This is a genomic window from Kluyvera sp. Awk 3 (assembly GCF_028069715.1).
In the GTDB taxonomy this organism is placed as follows: domain Bacteria; phylum Pseudomonadota; class Gammaproteobacteria; order Enterobacterales; family Enterobacteriaceae; genus Kluyvera; species Kluyvera georgiana_A.
The window spans coordinates 1-17,754 of sequence record NZ_JANEWH010000052.1; the positions used below are offsets into that span (position 1 = coordinate 1).

Annotated in this window: 14 protein-coding genes; 3 read left to right on the forward strand and 11 right to left on the reverse strand. The window is 56.2% G+C overall.

Translation table 11 applies throughout. From position 1 onward, the window contains the following. The first annotated feature begins 319 nt into the window (after positions 1-319). Together NNN71_RS12480 and NNN71_RS12485 are read left to right on the forward strand one after the other, a co-directional pair. On the forward strand, positions 320-1,474 hold the full coding sequence (locus tag NNN71_RS12480; protein WP_442910515.1) for a porin: 1,155 nt from the start codon (positions 320-322) through the stop codon (positions 1,472-1,474). Positions 1,475-1,658: 184 nt separating this feature from the next. After that, positions 1,659-2,849, forward strand: coding sequence for an amino acid aminotransferase (locus NNN71_RS12485; protein WP_163448531.1), 1,191 nt, complete (start codon positions 1,659-1,661; stop codon positions 2,847-2,849). A 61-nt stretch (positions 2,850-2,910) separates the two neighbouring features. Here the strand turns inward: NNN71_RS12485 and NNN71_RS12490 are convergent, their stop codons facing one another. The 7 genes from NNN71_RS12490 to cmoM form a co-directional block, all read right to left on the reverse strand. Next, entirely contained in the window at positions 2,911-3,558 is a 648-nt protein-coding gene (locus NNN71_RS12490) for an MBL fold metallo-hydrolase (protein ID WP_065355691.1), read from the reverse strand. Positions 3,559-3,622: 64 nt separating this feature from the next. After that, positions 3,623-4,174, reverse strand: coding sequence for a YcbK family protein (locus NNN71_RS12495; RefSeq protein WP_163448529.1), 552 nt, complete (start codon positions 4,172-4,174; stop codon positions 3,623-3,625). A 183-nt stretch (positions 4,175-4,357) separates the two neighbouring features. Further along, complete coding sequence (gene ldtD, locus NNN71_RS12500; RefSeq protein WP_167576287.1) at positions 4,358-6,142, reverse strand: L,D-transpeptidase; 1,785 nt, start codon at positions 6,140-6,142, stop codon at positions 4,358-4,360. Between the two features lie 223 nt (positions 6,143-6,365). Next, positions 6,366-10,814, reverse strand: coding sequence for a chromosome partition protein MukB (gene mukB / locus NNN71_RS12505; protein ID WP_271458612.1), 4,449 nt, complete (start codon positions 10,812-10,814; stop codon positions 6,366-6,368). After that, on the reverse strand, positions 10,814-11,518 hold the full coding sequence (mukE, locus tag NNN71_RS12510; RefSeq protein WP_064548815.1) for a chromosome partition protein MukE: 705 nt from the start codon (positions 11,516-11,518) through the stop codon (positions 10,814-10,816). Before mukE ends, mukB begins: the two co-directional genes overlap by 1 nt. Beyond that, positions 11,499-12,821 carry a chromosome partition protein MukF gene (gene mukF, locus NNN71_RS12515; protein ID WP_163448524.1) on the reverse strand — a complete coding sequence of 441 codons (1,323 nt, stop codon included), beginning with the start codon at positions 12,819-12,821 and terminating at the stop codon, positions 11,499-11,501. Before mukF ends, mukE begins: the two co-directional genes overlap by 20 nt. Continuing rightward, positions 12,814-13,608 (reverse strand): tRNA uridine 5-oxyacetic acid(34) methyltransferase CmoM, encoded by a 795-nt coding sequence (gene cmoM / locus NNN71_RS12520; protein WP_167576288.1) that lies wholly within the window; start codon positions 13,606-13,608, stop codon positions 12,814-12,816. Before cmoM ends, mukF begins: the two co-directional genes overlap by 8 nt. A gap of 123 nt (positions 13,609-13,731) precedes the next feature. Between cmoM and elyC the strand changes: the two genes are divergently transcribed. After that, complete coding sequence (elyC, locus tag NNN71_RS12525; RefSeq protein ID WP_271458613.1) at positions 13,732-14,511, forward strand: envelope biogenesis factor ElyC; 780 nt, start codon at positions 13,732-13,734, stop codon at positions 14,509-14,511. Here elyC and NNN71_RS12530 read toward each other — a convergent pair. The 4 genes from NNN71_RS12530 to NNN71_RS12545 all read right to left on the reverse strand — a co-directional run bounded on the left by NNN71_RS12530 (position 14,488) and on the right by NNN71_RS12545 (position 17,731). Beyond that, complete coding sequence (locus NNN71_RS12530) at positions 14,488-15,381, reverse strand: YcbJ family phosphotransferase (protein ID WP_271458614.1); 894 nt, start codon at positions 15,379-15,381, stop codon at positions 14,488-14,490. The genes elyC and NNN71_RS12530 overlap by 24 nt on opposite strands. Before the next feature lie 140 nt (positions 15,382-15,521). Beyond that, the gene (kdsB, locus tag NNN71_RS12535) at positions 15,522-16,268 is read right to left on the reverse strand and encodes a 3-deoxy-manno-octulosonate cytidylyltransferase (protein WP_163448516.1); all 747 of its coding nucleotides are present in this window, start codon (positions 16,266-16,268) and stop codon (positions 15,522-15,524) included. After that, positions 16,265-16,447, reverse strand: coding sequence for a protein YcaR (gene ycaR, locus NNN71_RS12540; RefSeq protein WP_035892430.1), 183 nt, complete (start codon positions 16,445-16,447; stop codon positions 16,265-16,267). The genes kdsB and ycaR overlap by 4 nt, the downstream gene beginning before the upstream one ends. Positions 16,448-16,498: 51 nt before the next feature. After that, complete coding sequence (locus tag NNN71_RS12545) at positions 16,499-17,731, reverse strand: winged helix-turn-helix domain-containing protein (protein ID WP_271458615.1); 1,233 nt, start codon at positions 17,729-17,731, stop codon at positions 16,499-16,501. Positions 17,732-17,754 lie beyond the last annotated feature (23 nt).

The following is a 17,754-nucleotide window of genomic DNA, read 5'->3' on the forward strand; positions in this document are numbered from 1 at the left end:
ATACAAATAAAAGATAAGAAATTCATATTGATAGATAAGGCACTGGTCAAATAACCCGCGTACATCTCAGAATTTTGAGTTAGTTCACAAAGTTCCTCAAAATTCACATTTGGTTACACATAATTTCTTTTGCTTACTTATTCTCGATGTTTGTAGCATTTTCAGGGTGGCGAAAGAATGTTTTGAATGGAAAGATGCCTCTCAGACACATAAAGACACCAAACTATCATCAATAGTTCCGTAAATTTTTATTGACGGAAGTAATTGGCGGCAGTGGCGAGTGTCTATAAAAAAAACCTAATGAGGGTAATAAATAATGATGAAGCGTAATATCCTGGCAGTGGTAATCCCTGCCCTGCTGGTAGCTGGCGCAGCAAATGCTGCTGAAATCTATAACAAAAACGGCAACAAACTGGACTTCTACGGTAAAGCAGTTGGTGAACACATTTGGACCACCAACGGCGACACCGGCAACGAAGACACCACCTATGCCCGTATCGGCTTCAAGGGTGAAACCCAGATCAACGATCAGCTGGTAGGCTACGGTCAGTGGGAATACAACATGAATGCATCCAGCGCGGAAGGCGCTCAGGGTACCGCAACGCGTCTGGCGTTCGCGGGCCTGAAATTTGGCGATGCGGGTTCTCTCGACTACGGTCGTAACTACGGCGCAATCTACGACGTCGGCGCTTACACCGATATGTTAGTTGAATGGGGCGGCGATTCCTGGGTTCGCACCGACAACTTCATGAACGGCCGTACCACTGGCGTTCTGACCTATCGTAACTCTGACTTCTTCGGTCTGGTTGATGGCCTGAATATCGCGCTGCAGTACCAGGGTAAAAACGACCGTAGCAACGTCGTTGCGCCGAGCGTTGACGAAAATGGCGTTATCGATTTAGGCCGCGCAGGTAACGGTCTGAAAGGTAACGGCGACGGCTTCAGCACCGCGGTCACCTACGACTTCGGCGAAGGCTTCGGCGTAGCTGCTGGTTATGAAACCGCAGACCGTACCAGCGAGCAGGTTGCTGCTGGCACATCTTCTGCATGGGCGAGCGCTGAAGGCGACCGCGCACAGGCATGGTCTACTGGTCTGAAATATGACGCGAACAACCTGTACACCGCTGTGACTTATACCGAAACGCAGAACATGACCGTTGAGCCAGACTACAACTTCGCCAACAAAACTCAGAACATCGAAGCAGTGGTTCAGTACCAGTTCGACTTCGGTCTGCGTCCATCCCTGGGCTACGTTCAGTCCAAAGGTAAAGACCTGAAAGCGCGTAAAGGCTTCGACGGCGGCAGCGCTGACCTGGTTAAATACATTGAAGTGGGTACCTGGTACTACTTCAACAAGAACATGAACGTCTACGCGGCGTACAAGTTCAACCTGCTGGACGACAACGCTTACTCCGCAGCTACCGGTCAGGCGACCGACGATCAGGCTGCTGTTGGTATCGTTTACCAGTTCTAATCAGCAGACCCTCACTGCTATATGCCTCAAGAGCAGGACTTCGGTCCTGCTTTTTTGCGTTCTAAAGAGGAAGATCTTAACTTTTGAAAAGCTTCGCGCTTTTAGTCTCTAACGGTTGGCATTTTGTAAATCTACCGTTAACCTGATAGCGGATTTCCCCCGAACTTATTAATGGAACCTCGTCATGTTTGAGAACATTACAGCCGCCCCTGCCGACCCAATTCTGGGCCTGGCCGATCTGTTTCGCGCCGACGAACGCCCGGGAAAAATCAATCTCGGGATAGGTGTTTATAAAGATGAAACCGGCAAGACGCCGGTGCTGACCAGCGTAAAAAAAGCTGAACAGTATCTGCTGGAGAATGAAACCACCAAAAACTATCTCGGTATTGATGGTATTCCTGAGTTTGGTCGCTGCACGCAAGAGCTGCTGTTTGGCAAAGGCAACAGCATCATTAGTGACAAACGCGCGCGCACAGCTCAGACCCCAGGCGGCACCGGCGCACTGCGCGTGGCGGCGGATTTTCTCGCGAAAAATACTGACGTGAAGCGCGTTTGGGTTAGCAACCCAAGCTGGCCGAACCACAAGAGCGTCTTTGGCGCTGCTGGCCTGGAAGTACGCGAATATGACTACTACGATGCAGAAAAGCATGCCCTTAACTTCGACGGCCTGCTGGCGAGCCTGAATGAAGCCCAGGCGGGTGACGTGGTGCTGTTCCACGGCTGCTGCCATAACCCAACCGGCATCGACCCGACGCTGGAGCAGTGGCAACAGCTGGCAAATCTGTCGATTGAAAAAGGTTGGCTGCCGCTGTTCGACTTCGCCTACCAGGGCTTTGCTCGCGGTCTGGAAGAAGATGCCGAAGGCCTGCGCGCATTTGCCGCGCTGCACAAAGAGCTGATTGTGGCGAGCTCCTACTCGAAAAACTTCGGCCTGTACAACGAACGCGTTGGTGCTTGCACCCTGGTCACAGCCGATGCCGACACCGCCGATCGCGCCTTCAGCCAGCTGAAAGCCGTGATTCGCGCGAACTACTCTAACCCGCCGGCGCACGGCGCATCCGTGGTCGCAACCATTCTCAGCAACGACGCGCTGCGCGCCATCTGGGAACAAGAGCTGACCGATATGCGTCAGCGCATTCAGCGCATGCGCCTGCTGTTCGTCAATACGTTGCAGGAAAAAGGCGCCAGCCGCGATTTCACCTTCATCACGAAGCAGAACGGGATGTTCTCGTTCAGCGGTCTGACCAAAGAGCAGGTACTGCGCCTACGTGAAGAGTTCGGTATTTATGCCGTCGCTTCCGGCCGTATCAACGTGGCGGGCATGACGCCGGACAACATGGCGCCGCTGTGCGAAGCCATCGTCGCGGTCCTGTAATCAATACGCTCCCTTCAGGGACAAAAAAGGCCGCATTCGCGGCCTTTTTATTATTCTGAGATTACCACACCGGCAGTTCATCCTGCAGGAATGGATTATGCAGACGCTCATAACCCAGCGTCGACATTGGGCCATGGCCGGCAATAAACTTCACGTCATCGCCTAACGGCAGCAGTTTGCGCTTAATCGCATCAATCAACTGCGCGTGATCGCCACGCGGGAAGTCGCTGCGCCCGACGCCACCTTTAAACAGCACGTCACCCGAGATCAGCAAACGCGCCTGGTCATCAAAGAACACCACATGCCCCGGCGTATGTCCCGGACAGTGCAGCACCTGCAGCTTCACGTTGCCGACACTCACCGTATCCCCTTCATTCAGCCAGCGGTCCGGCGTCAAAGGCTGACAGTCCTCAAGGCCAAACATCCGGCTCTGCGCAGGCAGCCCCTGCAACCAGAATTCATCTTCTTTTTCCGGGCCAATAATCGGCACCCCGTAGTGCTGCGCCAGTTCAGCCGCCGCCCCCACATGATCGAGATGACCATGAGTCAGCAAAATTTGCTGCAACGTCACGCCCGCTTCGGCAACCTGCTGCTTGATAGTTTCCGCATCGCCGCCTGGGTCGACCAGCGCCGCCAGTTTCGTTTGCTCGCACCAGATCAATGAACAGTTTTGCGCGAACGCAGTCACCGGAATAATACGATAATTCATGTTGCTCCTGTTTGGACTCGTCACCGTTCAGACACTTCAGTGTGCCTGAACGGTTGGCGTAGAGCTACCAGTGCCGGACCGGCCCGGTATCAATATGCACAAAGTTGCTACGTGGGTAATATCCTACACCACCTGCGCGCATAGATAACGCAGCTTTGCGTATATTACTTAATGAAACGCCTTCAATATGAAAATCCATTGCCTGACCTTTCGTGTGATAACTATTTTTAGCCACCCCACGACTGTGCGCTCTCAGTTCGGTATTGGTATCAACAGAACGATACCCGGAAATCAATTGCACAGGTTTATTTGTTCCTAATAGTCCCTGAAGGCGATAAAGCTGATCGAACAAAGAAGGATCGATGCTTTTTATTTTATTCGCGCGATAGTCACGGAAAAAATGGTTTAGTTTTGCTAATTCATCCTGAATATAGCCTCGGCCGTCAAAAAACTCGGCTTTTATCAACTCACCTGTATGCAGGTTATTCAGCGTTAAAATACGCGGACGTGGGGTCGAGAGGGTGGCAAGCGCAGGCGTGGGCAAGATGGCGGCCGCGCCGAGCGCAACACCACCTAACGCCAGCAGCTTGCGGCGATTAGCGTCAAATTTGTCCATGATAATCAGGTCTACAGTCAGTAATGTGATCGAAAAATATGCACTTCTGGCGCACGTTAAGCACCTTACCGGGCATCAAAGCCAGCGTCAAGGCGGCCTGCCGCGCAGAGACACCAGCCCTGGACCTACGGGGCTGGTGTCTGCGCTTTTTATTCGACAACTACATTACCTGAACTACTTCATTTATCTGATCAATTGTTCCGCTTTTGGCAAAATCTGTGCACCCGATCGCGCAGTGACATCGTAATTGTAAATATCTGTTCGATATTGTGTCTGACCGTCAGCACCGACAAAGGCGGTCAGATAATAGAGATTAACCGGAATATTCTGCCGGATATTCACGTAGCGCGTATTCCCTTCTTTAAGGGCATCGGAAATTCGGGCGTCATTCCAGCCTGCATCCTGTAACAGCATATTCGCCAGATCGGAAGCTTTATTTACCCGCACGCAGCCGGAGCTTAATGCCCGCGCATCTTTCTGGAACAGATTATGGTTAGGCGTATCATGCAGATAAATGGCATCGGAGCTTGGCATATTAAACTTATAGCGCCCCAGCGAGTTATGTTCCCCCGGCGCCTGCTGGAAACGGAACGGCAAATTCGACGGTGTGATTGTCGACCAATCGACCCGCCACGGATCGATAGTCTCTTTACTGTTCCAGCCACGTAACACGGTGTAATTATGCCGCTCCAGGTAGCCCGGATCATTACGCAGCTTCGGGAGAATATCGTTACGCGCCAGCGTCGGCGGCACGTTCCACGGTGGGTTGACCACCACATTATTCAGCGCGCTGCTCATCATCGGCGTTTTACGATCGGGGCGGCCCACGATAACCCGCGAGGCCAGCGCTTCGTTGCCGTTGAGATAGTAGACCAGCGAGTAAGCCGGAATATTCACCATAATCCCGGTAGAGACTTTCCCCGGTAACAGGCGCAGACGCTGAATGTTCAGAGCCAGCACGCCCGCACGCTGGGCGGACGAGACGTTCAGCCAGTCGCGCGTCGATGCGCCAATGACGCCGTCCGCACCAAGTCCCTGCGCCGCCTGGAATCGTTTCACCGCATCCACCAGCTGGCGGTCATAGGCGGCGGGCCCGCTTTTCGCTGCCTTTTTCGTCTTGCCGACGTTATCACCCGGCAGCGGAATGGCCGGACTGTTGTCCAGCACGCCATTACGTTGCAGGATTTCACGTAGCGCCGGCACATCGCTACTCCACTGCCCCGGACGCAATGCGGCTGTCGAGGTCAGTTTTGGCCACGGGCGGTTATCCCCCGTCAGCGCCAGTAGCGCCTGATGCATTGCGCTATACTGCGGATGCTGCGGCGCCAGCGCGGCGATAAACTGCGGCAGCGAGCCGTTTTCCAGCGCTAACTGCCATTGGTTAATCACGGACAGCGGCGGCGTCGCCAGCGTGTACGGTTTATCGCTATACAACCAACGATTGCCCTGAACCGGAATACCGCTGATAAAGTGCAGATAGCCCATCAGCGCGTCGGAAAGTACGACGTCACGTGCCATCCCATTGATGCCGGGATCGGTCAGCAGCTCGACCCAACGGGTAAACTGCGGCTGGAAACCGGCGATCGCCACTTCCGCCAGCTGCTGCTGGAAGGCGCGTACCGCATCACGGTTTTCCCACATGGGTTTCATCTCTCGGGCGGCATACAATGTCGCCAGAGGATTCAGGTAGACAGGTTGATATCCGGCAGGTAGCGTAGCCAGAATATCGGCGCGGCTTTTCGCCGCCGCCCCTTCAGCCAGCGGCTGAGTGCCGACAAGGCTCGCCATTGCCGACGATTGCGCGCCCGAGTTCAGAAGCACTGGCGCTTGTTCTGCTGGCGTTGCGGTGCTATCAGAAGGAACCAGTTCTGGTTCATCCGCAAAGGCAGTAAACAGCGGAGCAAATGTCATCGCCAGACACAAACTCATGGCTGACAACCGACGACCATTTTCTTTTTTCAGCAACATCCCTTGCCCCCTGTTATCTATACGAAGACCCCTAACGTGGGCTTACCTTCAGTATATAAAGACAAAAACTATTTTGCCCGTTCAAATGTAAAGAAGTCTAAAGATAATAACGCGCTGGCGGCGAAAAACAGATAACAAAAAAGGCGACATTGCTGTCGCCTTAGATTCTGTATTCGGACACATGGACCGTTTCCCGGAGTCGCTGCGCGCCTCCGGGCGACGGCTATGACGCGTCGGCGGTCCCTGGCAAGGTTTCCGGTAACTGAGCAGCAAAGCCGCGCAGCCCCACCACGTGTACGTGTTCGTGGTTGTGTACCACTTTACGCACCAGCTTGTAGGTTGTGCCTTTCTCCGGACTAATGTTTTCCGGCGCCGCGATAATCAGCTGCATCTCGAGGCGTTCGCACAGCTCGAACAGCGTGGCGATGGAACGTGCATCAAGACGCGCGGCTTCATCAAGGAACAGCAGACGGCACGGTGACAAATCTTTACCGCGCAGACGGCGTGCTTCATCTTCCCAGCTCTGCACCACCATCACCAGAATCGACATCCCGGTACCGATCGCCTCACCGGTCGACAGCGCGCCGGACTCCGCGCGCAGCCAGCCGTCAGAACCACGGTTAACCTCAACTTCCATCTCCAGGTAGCTACGGTAGTCGAGCAGCTCTTCACCAATAGTCTGCGGCGTACGCTGGCCCATATCGATCTGCGGGTTCAGGCGCTGGTACAGCTTCGCCAACGCTTCCGAGAAGGTCAGACGGTTGCTGTTGAACAGATCCTGATGCTGTTCGTGCTGCTCAGAGAGCACGTCCAGCAGCGTCGAGTGACTCTCGCGCACGTTCACGTTCAGACGCACGCTGTTCACCTGGCCGAACGACACGCTCTGCAGCCCCTGGTTCAGCTGGCGAATACGGTTCTGCTCGCGCTGAATAGTTTTGCGAATAATATTCGCCACGCTGCGTGAGCTGATTGCCAGCTTCTGTTCACGGTTGGTCAGTTCTTCAGTCAGACGGCTCAGTTCGATTTCCATCTGTTCGATGGCTTCTACCGGATCATCGGTGCGGATAATATCCTGACGGATACGTTCGCGCAGATGCTGATATACCGCCACGAAGAACTGAATCTTACGCTCAGGACGCTTCGGATCTTCCGACATACGCAGCACGTCACGCAGATGTTCGTTATCCGCAACCGCCAGACGCAGTGCGCCCAATGCTTTATCCGACATTGAACGCAGATCGTCTGCGGAGAGATAGGCCAGCTCGCGGCGGTGCAGGCGACGTTCAACGTTATTGTCTTTCACCAGACGCATCACCGCGCACCATCCCGCTTTCGCGCTGACGACTTGCTCACGCATTTCGAGATAATCACGCTCCAGCTTGCGCAGCTTACGGGTCAGGTTATCCATCTCCGCTTCGCAGAAGGTCAGCGCTTTTTCCAGCTGGTTACGGCGCGCGCGGTTGTTGCTCAGCTGCGCGTGCAGCTCGTCACGGCGAATGCGCGCACGCTCTTCTGCCCCCGCATCAGCACGTACGCCAATATCTTTCAGCTCTTTGTAGAGATCGTTAAGCAGCTCTTTCTTGGTGTCGTAGGAGCTCTTCAGCGACGCCAGCACCTGGCTGTACTGACTCACCTGCGCAGCGTGCGTGCGCATGGCTTCACGCGCGCGGCTACGCTCGCTTTCTGCCTGCGCCAGACGTTCGCGCAATTTTTCGTTCAGGTCGCTGTTGCCGCTCAGCATTTCCGCTGAGTCAGAGTAACCAAAGTGGGCGCGACGCTGCACGACTTCGGTCAGGGCAAACGCCTGCTGACGCGCTTCGCGCTGTACCTGCTGCGACCAGGCGTAATCTTCTTTCAGCTGTTCAAACTGCTCCGGGTCGCTCTGCAGTACAGAGACCATCGGCTCAAGTTTCGCCAACTGGTTACCGTGCTGCTGAATAAAGCGCGCCGCTTCCTGCGCTTCATCCAGACGCTCCTGAATTTCATCCACGCGATCGGCCAGCGTTTCATCGGCCAGCAGGCTCAGACGCGGCAGGAGACGGTTGAGCAGCGCAACGCCCTCTTTCGCCTGTTCGTACTGCGCCTGCTGCTGCTGGTTATCGCTTTCGTGGCTGCTCAGCGCGCGTTCCAGCTCGTTGCGACGGGTATTCAGCTTGCGAATTTCCGCTTCCGGATCGTCGTCAAACGCCACCGACAGGTGACTGCCGATAAAGCGGCTGAACGCCTGATGCAAACGCTGGGTTTTCTGGACATCGAACGACAGGGTCGCAAAACGTTCAGACAGCACTTCACGCTCGGCGTGCAGGCTCTCAATGCGGCTTTCGCGCGCGGCGCGGCCAAACAGCGGCACCGCCGGGAAGCGCGAATAACGCCACTGGCGGTCGGCGGTCTTCACCACTACCGCTTTTTCCAGCTCGTCGACGTTGAACACGCTGTCATCGAAGGATTGCGGATCCCCTTCAATCAGGTAGAGATCTTCCGGGCAATCTTCCAGCCCTTCCAGATACTCGGCGATCTGCGACAGATCCGGCACCACGATGGCATGACGCGACGGACCATACAGCGCGGAGAAGTACGGCGCGTCGTCCAGGCTGACGTCATCATAAATTTCCGACAGCAGTACGCCGCCAAAACGTTCAGCCAGCGCGTTAAGGCGCGGGTCTTCGGAACCGCCCGGCTGGCTTAAACGCTCGATTTCATCATCGACGGCACGTTTGCGCGCGCCCACTTCGTCGCGTTCCACGATCGCTTCGCGCTCGCGCTCCAGCAGTTGCTGAAGGTATTCGGTCACATCCTGACTCGACTCGAACTGCTCGCCGCTCTGCTCGCACAGCTGGCTCAGGCTGTTCTGCGCCGCCAGCCAGACCGGCGCGCGATGCATCAGCGCGGAGATACGCGATTGCAGCTGTTCCTGTTCCTGGCGCAGTTGCATACGCTGCTCGCGAGCGTCAGTCACGCTATCACTCAGAGCGGCGATGCGCGCTTCCAGCTCACGATGCAGGTTTTCAAGATCGTCAATGTCGTACTGTTTGCCCTGACGCTTGCAGAAATCGGCCAGCAGACGCTCGGCCTCCTGCTGTTCGCGCAGACGCTGTTCCAGCTCATTCAGACGGCTGCGCAGCGGCTGCGCCTGTTCCGCCAGGTGACGCTGGTTTACGCCGTCGCGCAACAGTTCACGCGCCACGTCCCAGGCTTCGTTACGCGCCAGCGGGCCGTTGATTGACGCCACCAGCTGATAGGCTTGCTCAAACTGGCTGTGTGCCGTCTCGGCAACGCTCATTTTCTGCTCGAGCGACAGCAGTTTTTCCGTCGCTTCCTGCTCTTTGGCCTGGAAGGTTTCCAGCCATTCCGCTGCGCTGTCAGGGGTTAAATCCGGCAGGTGGCACAGCGCTTTCGCGCGTTCCAATGCCTGTAGCGCCTGGGTGTACTGAATGGCGCGCGTTTGCTGCACGTCCAGCGCCTGCTGGTAGTCGGCGAGCTGGCTTTTCAGCTCATCCACTTCCAGCTCGGCGGCTTCGGCGCGCGCTTCGTTCTCTTCCTGCTGTTCGGCGGCTTCCGCCACCACTTCGTTCTGCTCTTCGAGGCGAATTTGCAGCTCGTCTAAATCCGCTTCATAGCGCTCAATTTTTTCCTGCTGACGCAGTGCAGTTTGCACCAGGTTCAGGTGGTCGCTGGCAGCCTGGTGATCGGCTTCGAGATCGCCTTCCGCGCCGTTGTGTTCCTGTAGCTCACGCGCCATGTCGACGTGCTTGTACTGTTCCGCCGCCAGCTGCGAGCGGGAGGTAAACAGTTCGCGACGGTACTCCAGTGCTTTATCCAGATGCACGCGGCGCTCGTTAGCGTGGCGCATATAGTCGGCGGCCACGTAGTCGGTGGCTTCGGAGATCAGATGCTTGAACAGGTCGCGGTCAGACTGGGTGACGCGAATCGCTTCCAGCGTCATCCGGTTTTCGCGCAGCGCCGCTTCCATATCCTGGAACGCTTTACGCACGCCGCTGTTTTCCGGCAGCAGGTAGTCGCGCAGCGAGCGGGTAATCGCGCTGGAAATACCGCCGTACAGCGAGGCTTCAATCAGGCGATAGAATTTACTACGGTCAGCGGCAGAGCGCAGACGACGCGCGACGATGCCCAGATCGAACATCAGCGCGTGGTAGTCGGTTATCGAGTTGAACTGCTTGAACTGTACGCCTTCAATGGTCTCAAGCTTATCTTTCAGCTCCTGCAACGTCAGCACGCGCGCCTGGCGCTCGTTCAGCGTTTCAGTCAGCAACTGGGTCGGCTGAATAGAGGTTGGCAGTCCCTGAATGGCGAATGGCTTAATGTCGACTTTACGATCGCGCCCCGCCACCTGTTGCAGACGCACGCCGACCACCACGCGCTGGTGACGCGAGTTCATCACGTCAAGCACCGAGTAGCAGACGCCCGCTTTCAGCTTACCGTGCAGACCTTTATCGCGTGAACCACTGGTGGCCCCCGCTTCGGTGGTATTGCGGAAGTGCAGCAGCGTTAAGTCGGGGATCAGCGCCGTGACGAAGGCCGCCATGGTGGTCGATTTACCGGCACCGTTACCGCCGGACAACGTGGTGACCAGCTCATCCAGATCGAAAGTACGGGCAAAGAACCCGTTCCAGTTAATCAGCGTTAGCGAACGAAATTTACCACGTTCGATCATTATTCTTCCTCCCCGCTATCCTGCTGATGGTCGTCGTTCTCGTCATTGAGCTGCAGATGGTTTTCAATCGCCATGGCTTCCCCGTCGCGAATCATGCGCAGCTGCGCTTCGCGCGCGTCATCGCCGGAACGCACATCGGCGCCGAAGCGGAACACCGATTCGGTGATGCGGAATTTGCTGCTGTCATGGCCCATAAACCACACCATGCCCAGACGGCGCAGGCGGTTGAGCGAAGAACGCACCTTTTCCTGTAACTTCTGACGGTCAAGGTCAGAACCGGTGGAACGGTTGTTAACCAGTTTCAACAGTTTGGCTTCATCGGCCAGCGCCAGCAGCTCATCGTACAGTTCCTGCTGGGTGAAGATGCCTTCATTTGCCAGACGTTCCGGGCTGAGGTAGAGGTAGCAAAGGATTTTGCCGACCATCATGTCCAGTTCGGAGAGAACCGAACGAGGAATCAGCGTGGTAGAACGCGGGCGCAGATAGAAGAACCCTTCCGGCGCGCGGATCAGTTCAACGTTGTAGCGGGCGTAAAACTCTTCCAGGTACTCCTGGAAATCCATCAAGAAAGCGTGGTTGTCGAGCTCGTCCAGGCCAATATGGCGGCCAGCACGCAGCGCGCTATCCAGCGCAGGGAAAAGGGGGTTGGCCAGGGCCTGTGCCAGTTTAACCGGCATCACTTGTTCAATATTTGTCAATGACATGCGCCTGTACCTTGGCTCCGTAATCATTAATTGCCTGCCATTTGGCCGGCAGTCCGGTGAAATCTGCTTGCGCTACGCCCAAACGAACCGCCTGGTCAACCACAATACGCGCCACGTCGAAGTGGCGCGCTCGCGGATACTGAGCCAGATACTCTTTCACCACCAGACCGAGGTCCAGCGGCAGCTGTTTGGTTTTATAGATAGCCAACTGTTCTTCGATCAGCGCGGCAAGCTGTTCGCGGATTTCGTTAAATTCTTCGAACTCTAAGTCCGGCGGAAGTTCGCCGGTGACCTCTTCGTCGCGCAGCGTCATCTCTTCATCACGCATGTCCAGCAAACGGTCGGCGCTGGCGTAGGTGAGCGCCCACGGCGCGTCGAAGTAGGACTGCACCGACTGGCGCAAGCGCTGAGCAAAGACGCGGTTTTTATCCATATCGATAGCGGTACGAATAAACTTATGCACGTGACGATCGTAACCGATCCACAGGTCAATGGCCTGCTGACCCCAGCTAACGATACGGTCGAGCTTGCTTTGCAGGTCGAACACCAGCCGGTCGACAAAATGCAGATCGTTATGACTCAGCGTGGCATCCTGAATGCGCAGCAGGTTCGCCTGCAGCTTATCGCCCGCCGCGTCCAGCGTATCCTGCAATTCGCGTAACGTGCCGGAGGTTTCGGACAGCAAAAGCTCACAGCTGGAGATCGCCGCGCGCCAGTCTTTATTCAGCAGCTGCGCGATGTCATCTTTGACCGACTGTTGCTGCTCATCCATGATGCGCTGCGTCAGGTCGATGCTGTCAAAAATCTCCGCCACCGAATATTTCAGCGGCGCGTAAACATTGCGGTGCCAGTGAAACTCATCGCCGCCCTCTTCCGCCGAATCGGCAGCTCTTTTCAGCTCGCTGGCCACAATCGACAGCTGCATTGACAGGCGCAGCGTCGAAAACTCACGCTGGCGAATATAGTAGTCGGTAATGCCAATGCCCAGCGGCGTCAGACGATAGATGGCGTTTCCTTCCGTGATTTCGCTGGTAAAGCGGTTCAGCAGACGTTGGCGAACCAGATCGTTAATCGCGTTGTTGGCGCGCGTACCGATGGTTTCACTGGTTTGCTCAAACGCATCACTGACGTGACGGAACGCATCCACCAGCTCGCCTTCCGTCATTTCACCTTCCAGCCGCTCGCCGTTCAGCGTTGCGATAGCCAGCAAAAATGAGAGCCTGTCGACGGGTAGCGAAATGGCGAAATCATTTTTTCTGGCCCAGGCAACCAGTTCGGGGACTGTCTGGGAAAATTCACTCATCGTTTATCCTTGTTTCTGTCTGCGGCTTAAGCGCGGTGACATGAATATAGCGCCCCAGGCTGATATAAGGTTCCTGACGGCAATAGCGCGTTTCCAGCTCCAGCAGGATGTCATAGCTATCCTGTTGCTTATGCTTATCGCGCAGATAGTCATGAAACACTCGCACGCCGGTTTTCCCGTTAATTTGCCAGCCAATCTCTTCTAGCCAGCTATAGACCTGCTGCGGGTCGCGCGGGTAGTTCGGCGACAGCGTACGCTTTTTCTTTTTCGGCATGCCAAGAGCAACATAATCAAAATTGCCCGCCACCATGTTATGCATCAACAGGCCGTTTGCATTGTAGAACATTAATGATAATGCGCCGCCTGGACGCAGCACCGACCACAGCGTTTTTAACGCCTCCTGCGGTTCGGCCACCCACTCCAGTACAGCGTGAAACAATATCAGATCAACCGGGCTTTCCAAATGCCCGGCCACGTCCTGCGCCGCGCATTGTATGAAATGCATGTTGTGGCTCACACCTTTGTCGCTGGCAGCCTGACTTGCACGGGCGATCATCTCGGCAGAAAGATCGCACAGCGTCACATGATGACCGCGCTCCGCCATTTTGATCGCCGTCTGGCCTTCACCGCCGCCAGCGTCCAGAATGCGCAGCGGCTGCGTGCCCATGGCGGCAAGCAGCACATCAAGATCCTGCCACAGAATAGCCTGGCGCAGCTGGCCCTTGGTGGTGCCATAAATATTGCGCGAAAACTTTTCCGCAATGTCATCGAAATTGCGATCCTGCACGGGACGTCCTTCCATCACCAGCCACAAAGGGTCTATTTTGTCACACCCACGGCGAGAATGAAGCTATCTGGTGTAATATCCCTGCATTCATGCGTCAGATGGTTAAAAAAGGTACTCAATAGAATGCTTTTTATGCTGAAAAAGTTTATCGGCGGCATGATGCTGCCGCTACCTTTGCTGCTTTTATTGATCGGTTTGGGAATAGTCCTGGTGTGGTTTACCCGCTTCCAGAAAACGGGTAAATGCGCCATCACCGCTGGCTGGCTTTTTTTACTGCTGCTGAGCCTGCAACCTGTTGCCGACGGCCTGCTTAAACCCATTGAAGATAAGTACCCGACATGGCGCGGCGAGCAGACAGCGCAGTATGTGGTGGTGCTCGGCGGCGGCTATACGTGGAACCCACAGTGGGCGCCCAGCTCAAACCTGATTAGCAATAGCCTGCCGCGGCTGGCGGAAGGGATTCGCCTGTGGCAGGCCAATCCAGGGTCGAAGATGATCTTCACCGGCGCCCCGGCATTAACCAACCCGGTCAGTACCGCTGAAGCGGGTGCGCGGGTCGCGGAAAGCCTTGGCGTACCGCGCAGCGAGATTATCGTGCTGGATACACCAAAAGATACGGAAGAAGAGGCGAGCGCGGTGAAAGCCGCCATTGGTGATGCCCCATTCCTGCTGGTGACGTCGGCGTCGCATCTGCCGCGCGCGATGATTTTCTTCCAGCACGTTGGCCTGCATCCGCTGCCCGCGCCGGCCAACCAGTTGGCTATCACCTCGCCGCTGAATCCGTGGGAGCGTATTATCCCTTCCCCGGTCTGGCTGATGCACAGCGACCGGGTGGGCTATGAAACGCTGGGGCGCATCTGGCAATGGCTGAAAGGCGATTCAGGAGAGCCAGGGGAGCAGTGACTTCGAGGCCAGGTCAAAATTGGCGCGGTTAAATTTTCCCGTGTTGACCAGCTTCTCGACCTCATCCCACAACAGATACAGCCAGCGCCGCCAGAGAAACGCTTCGGCGACCGGCGCGCGCTGGAGGTAGTGCCATAACAGCTGTTCCGCCTGCGGGCTTTCATGCAGGCGGAACAGCTCGTATTCGCGCGGCGCCCACAGAATCGGCCCCGGGCCGACCATCGCCAGCAGTTGATCGCTGCGCGAATCTTTCAGCATGCTGCGTAAAGTAAGATGGCCGTGCACCAACACGCAGTTATCGCTAAAACCCTCAAACAGCGCCTCCAGACATTCGCGGGTGCGGAACAGCAGTCGCTTATCCTGCATGGTCAGCCCAGTATTCTGATACAGGTTCAGCGTGCCCCACAGCACTTCGATCCGCTGTCGATACCATTGCGGCCAGCTGTTTTCCTGAGTGCTATCCACAAAGCCTACGCAACCCGCACTGTCTACCCGATGCCACGCCAGCAGCGCTTCGACAATCTGATCTTTTAACGCGTCCCAGCGTTGCTGATTACGGGTGGGCGCTTCAGCAGGAACTCCCCGCAGTCGCTCCAGCAGCAAGACATCCGGCCCAGGGTGCTCTTCGTGGGTCATCACGCCATACACTACCGGCATCCGCACGGTGCCGTGACGCGCCAGCGTTGAGAATTTCCATGCCAGCTGGCGAGCCAAGCCGGGGGACGTAAAACTGCGCGCCAGCAGCGGCATGGGATTGCCTTCGGCATCATACAACGACCACAACGCGGTATCCGTTTGCTCGTTGATGCACTCTACGCGGCTGAGCGATTCACCCAACAGATGGCTGAGTTCTACCCGTAGCTGTTCCATATCCGATTACCCCCATAAAAGCCATTGCTTTCATAATGAGCATATGAAAAGTGAATTTCACCAGACAAGATCAAAATTGAAACAGAAAGTCAGAAATACCCGGCAGGAAGACGCCCCCTGAGAACCAGGGGGCGGCAGGATTACTTCAGTTCGGCGCGGACGCGGGCCAGATCTTCCGGCGTATCAACGCCCGTACCCGGCACTTCTTTGGCGACGGCAACGTGAATTTTTTCGCCGTACCACAGCACTCGCAGCTGCTCGAGCATCTCAATATGCTCCAGCGGACTTGGCGCCCAGTTTACATAGCGGCGAATAAAGCCGGCACGGTAGCCATAGATACCGATGTGGCGCAGCAGGGTGTCGCCAATTTCTTCGCGGCTTTTGGCGAAGCGGTCACGATCCCACGGAATGGTCGCACGGGAGAAATACAGCGCGTAGCCGTCTTTATCCATAACCACTTTTACCGCATTGGGGTTAAACGCTTCTTCCGCATCGTGAATCGGTACCGCGAGGGTCGCCATACCGGATTGGCTCGCGGCCAGGTTTTCCGCCACCTGGCGGATAATGACCGCCGGGATCATCGGCTCGTCGCCCTGCACGTTAACGATAACGGTGTCATCGCTGAAGGCGCATTTTTCCACCACTTCCGCCAGACGTTCGGTGCCCGACTGATGATCGGCACGGGTCATGCACACTTCACCGCCCGCCGCTTCAACGGCTTTCGCGACTTCGGCATGATCGGTCGCAACAATAATACGCTCAGCGCCAGATTCACGTGCGCGTTCCAGCACGTGCACAATCATCGGTTTACCGTTGATGTCCTGTAACGGCTTACCCGGCAGGCGCGTAGAGGCGAAACGCGCCGGAATAATCACAACGAAACTCATGGTCTGTTCTCTTCAGCGGCTAAAACGCGGGCTTCGTTTTCCAGCAATACGGGGATACCGTCACGCAGGGGAAACGCCAGATTATCAAGTTTGCAAATCAGTTCTTGCTTGTCCTGGCTGTAATAGAGTTTGCCGTTGCAAACCGGGCAGGCAATAATTTCTAGTAGACGGTGATCCATGGTTCCTCCTGATGGGCCGTATCGAAAACCAGTGCAGCATATCATAGAGCGCTACCGGTCGGCGTCAATCTCCCAACCGTGTCGTTGATGGAGAAAGAGTTTTTCCGCCACCGCGCCGAGGGTCACGCGCGTCGCCCCCTGCCAGCGGGCAAAATCGTTGATGGCCTGCATCAGACCTTTTTCCAGATGCTGGCTGACCCGCACGCCCTCTTCCAGATACAGTGCGAAAATTTCCAGCACGCCGTCGCTACGGTGCATTTTGCTGTCCATGCGGCCAACTAACTCACCACGGTGCAGCAACGGCAGGACAAAATAGCCGTACTGCCGTTTCGGCGCGGGCGTGTAGCACTCCAGCCGATAGGTAAAATTGAAAAACTGTTCGGCGCGTTTACGATCCCAGACGACCGGATCGAAAGGTGATAACACCGCACTGTGGGTCGCATTGAGCTTACCTTCCGCCGCCCGCATCAGCTCGGGTTGTAATCTGTGATGTACCCACATCTCGCCAAGCTGTTCAACGTTTACCAGTACCACCTGTTCCTGCTCCTGCCACTGCGCCAGCAGCGCGCGGAGATCCGGCTGGCGCAATCGATAATAGTCCGCCAGCCACTGAGGACGAAAAATGCCCAGGCTGCGAGCGCTGTTTTCCAGCATCAGGGCTTCGGCCTGCGGTTGCGCAAGCGCGTCCCTGCGATCGTCCCACTGCGGCATGACGCGCTCCGTCAGATCGTATACGCGATGGAAGTTTCGCCGCTCGACCACCATAACTTCGCCTGCGGTAAACAGCCCCTCAAGGTGTCGCTTGTGCGGTTTCCACTCCCACCAGCCGCTCTGCCCCTTACGCGGGTGTGCAAAATCGGCGGAGCGCACCGGGCCATTCTCAGCGATATGCGCTTTCAGAGCCGCAATCTCGGCGGCGTGCTCATCCATCCAGCTTTGGTGATACTTCCAGCCCATGTTATGCGGCGCCAGCATACGATGGCGCACCAGCGCAAAATCGCTGCGCGGCAGGAAACACGCTTCATGCGCCCAGTACTCCATCAGCTCGCCGCGCGCGAGCGCTTCATCGAGCCACGATGAAGGATAGGCGCCAAGACGGCTGAAGAGCACCAGATACGGGCTGCGGGCCACCACGTTAATGGTGTCGATTTGCAGCAAAGACATTTGCTGAATGGTACGGAGAATATCCGTCGTCTGAGGCTGACGACGTGGACGGGTAAGAAGGCCCTGTGCCGCCAGATGCAGATGCCGCGCGGCGCGAAGGGTGAGTTGCAGTTCTGCCATGCCGTTCCCCTGCTTTCGCCGAC

Excerpts from the sequence above, each read along its gene's own strand:
- NNN71_RS12480 (WP_442910515.1), top strand. The coding sequence starts at position 320 with ATGAAGCGTAATATCCTGGCAGTGGTAATCCCTGCCCTGCTGGTAGCT.
- NNN71_RS12485 (WP_163448531.1), top strand. The coding sequence starts at position 1,659 with ATGTTTGAGAACATTACAGCCGCCCCTGCCGACCCAATTCTGGGCCTG.
- NNN71_RS12490 (WP_065355691.1), bottom strand. The coding sequence starts at position 3,558 with ATGAATTATCGTATTATTCCGGTGACTGCGTTCGCGCAAAACTGTTCA.
- NNN71_RS12495 (WP_163448529.1), bottom strand. The coding sequence starts at position 4,174 with ATGGACAAATTTGACGCTAATCGCCGCAAGCTGCTGGCGTTAGGTGGT.
- ldtD (WP_167576287.1), bottom strand. The coding sequence starts at position 6,142 with ATGTTGCTGAAAAAAGAAAATGGTCGTCGGTTGTCAGCCATGAGTTTG.
- mukB (WP_271458612.1), bottom strand. The coding sequence starts at position 10,814 with ATGATCGAACGTGGTAAATTTCGTTCGCTAACGCTGATTAACTGGAAC.
- mukE (WP_064548815.1), bottom strand. The coding sequence starts at position 11,518 with ATGTCATTGACAAATATTGAACAAGTGATGCCGGTTAAACTGGCACAG.
- mukF (WP_163448524.1), bottom strand. The coding sequence starts at position 12,821 with ATGAGTGAATTTTCCCAGACAGTCCCCGAACTGGTTGCCTGGGCCAGA.
- elyC (WP_271458613.1), top strand. The coding sequence starts at position 13,732 with ATGCTTTTTATGCTGAAAAAGTTTATCGGCGGCATGATGCTGCCGCTA.
- NNN71_RS12530 (WP_271458614.1), bottom strand. The coding sequence starts at position 15,381 with ATGGAACAGCTACGGGTAGAACTCAGCCATCTGTTGGGTGAATCGCTC.
- kdsB (WP_163448516.1), bottom strand. The coding sequence starts at position 16,268 with ATGAGTTTCGTTGTGATTATTCCGGCGCGTTTCGCCTCTACGCGCCTG.
- ycaR (WP_035892430.1), bottom strand. The coding sequence starts at position 16,447 with ATGGATCACCGTCTACTAGAAATTATTGCCTGCCCGGTTTGCAACGGC.
- NNN71_RS12545 (WP_271458615.1), bottom strand. The coding sequence starts at position 17,731 with ATGGCAGAACTGCAACTCACCCTTCGCGCCGCGCGGCATCTGCATCTG.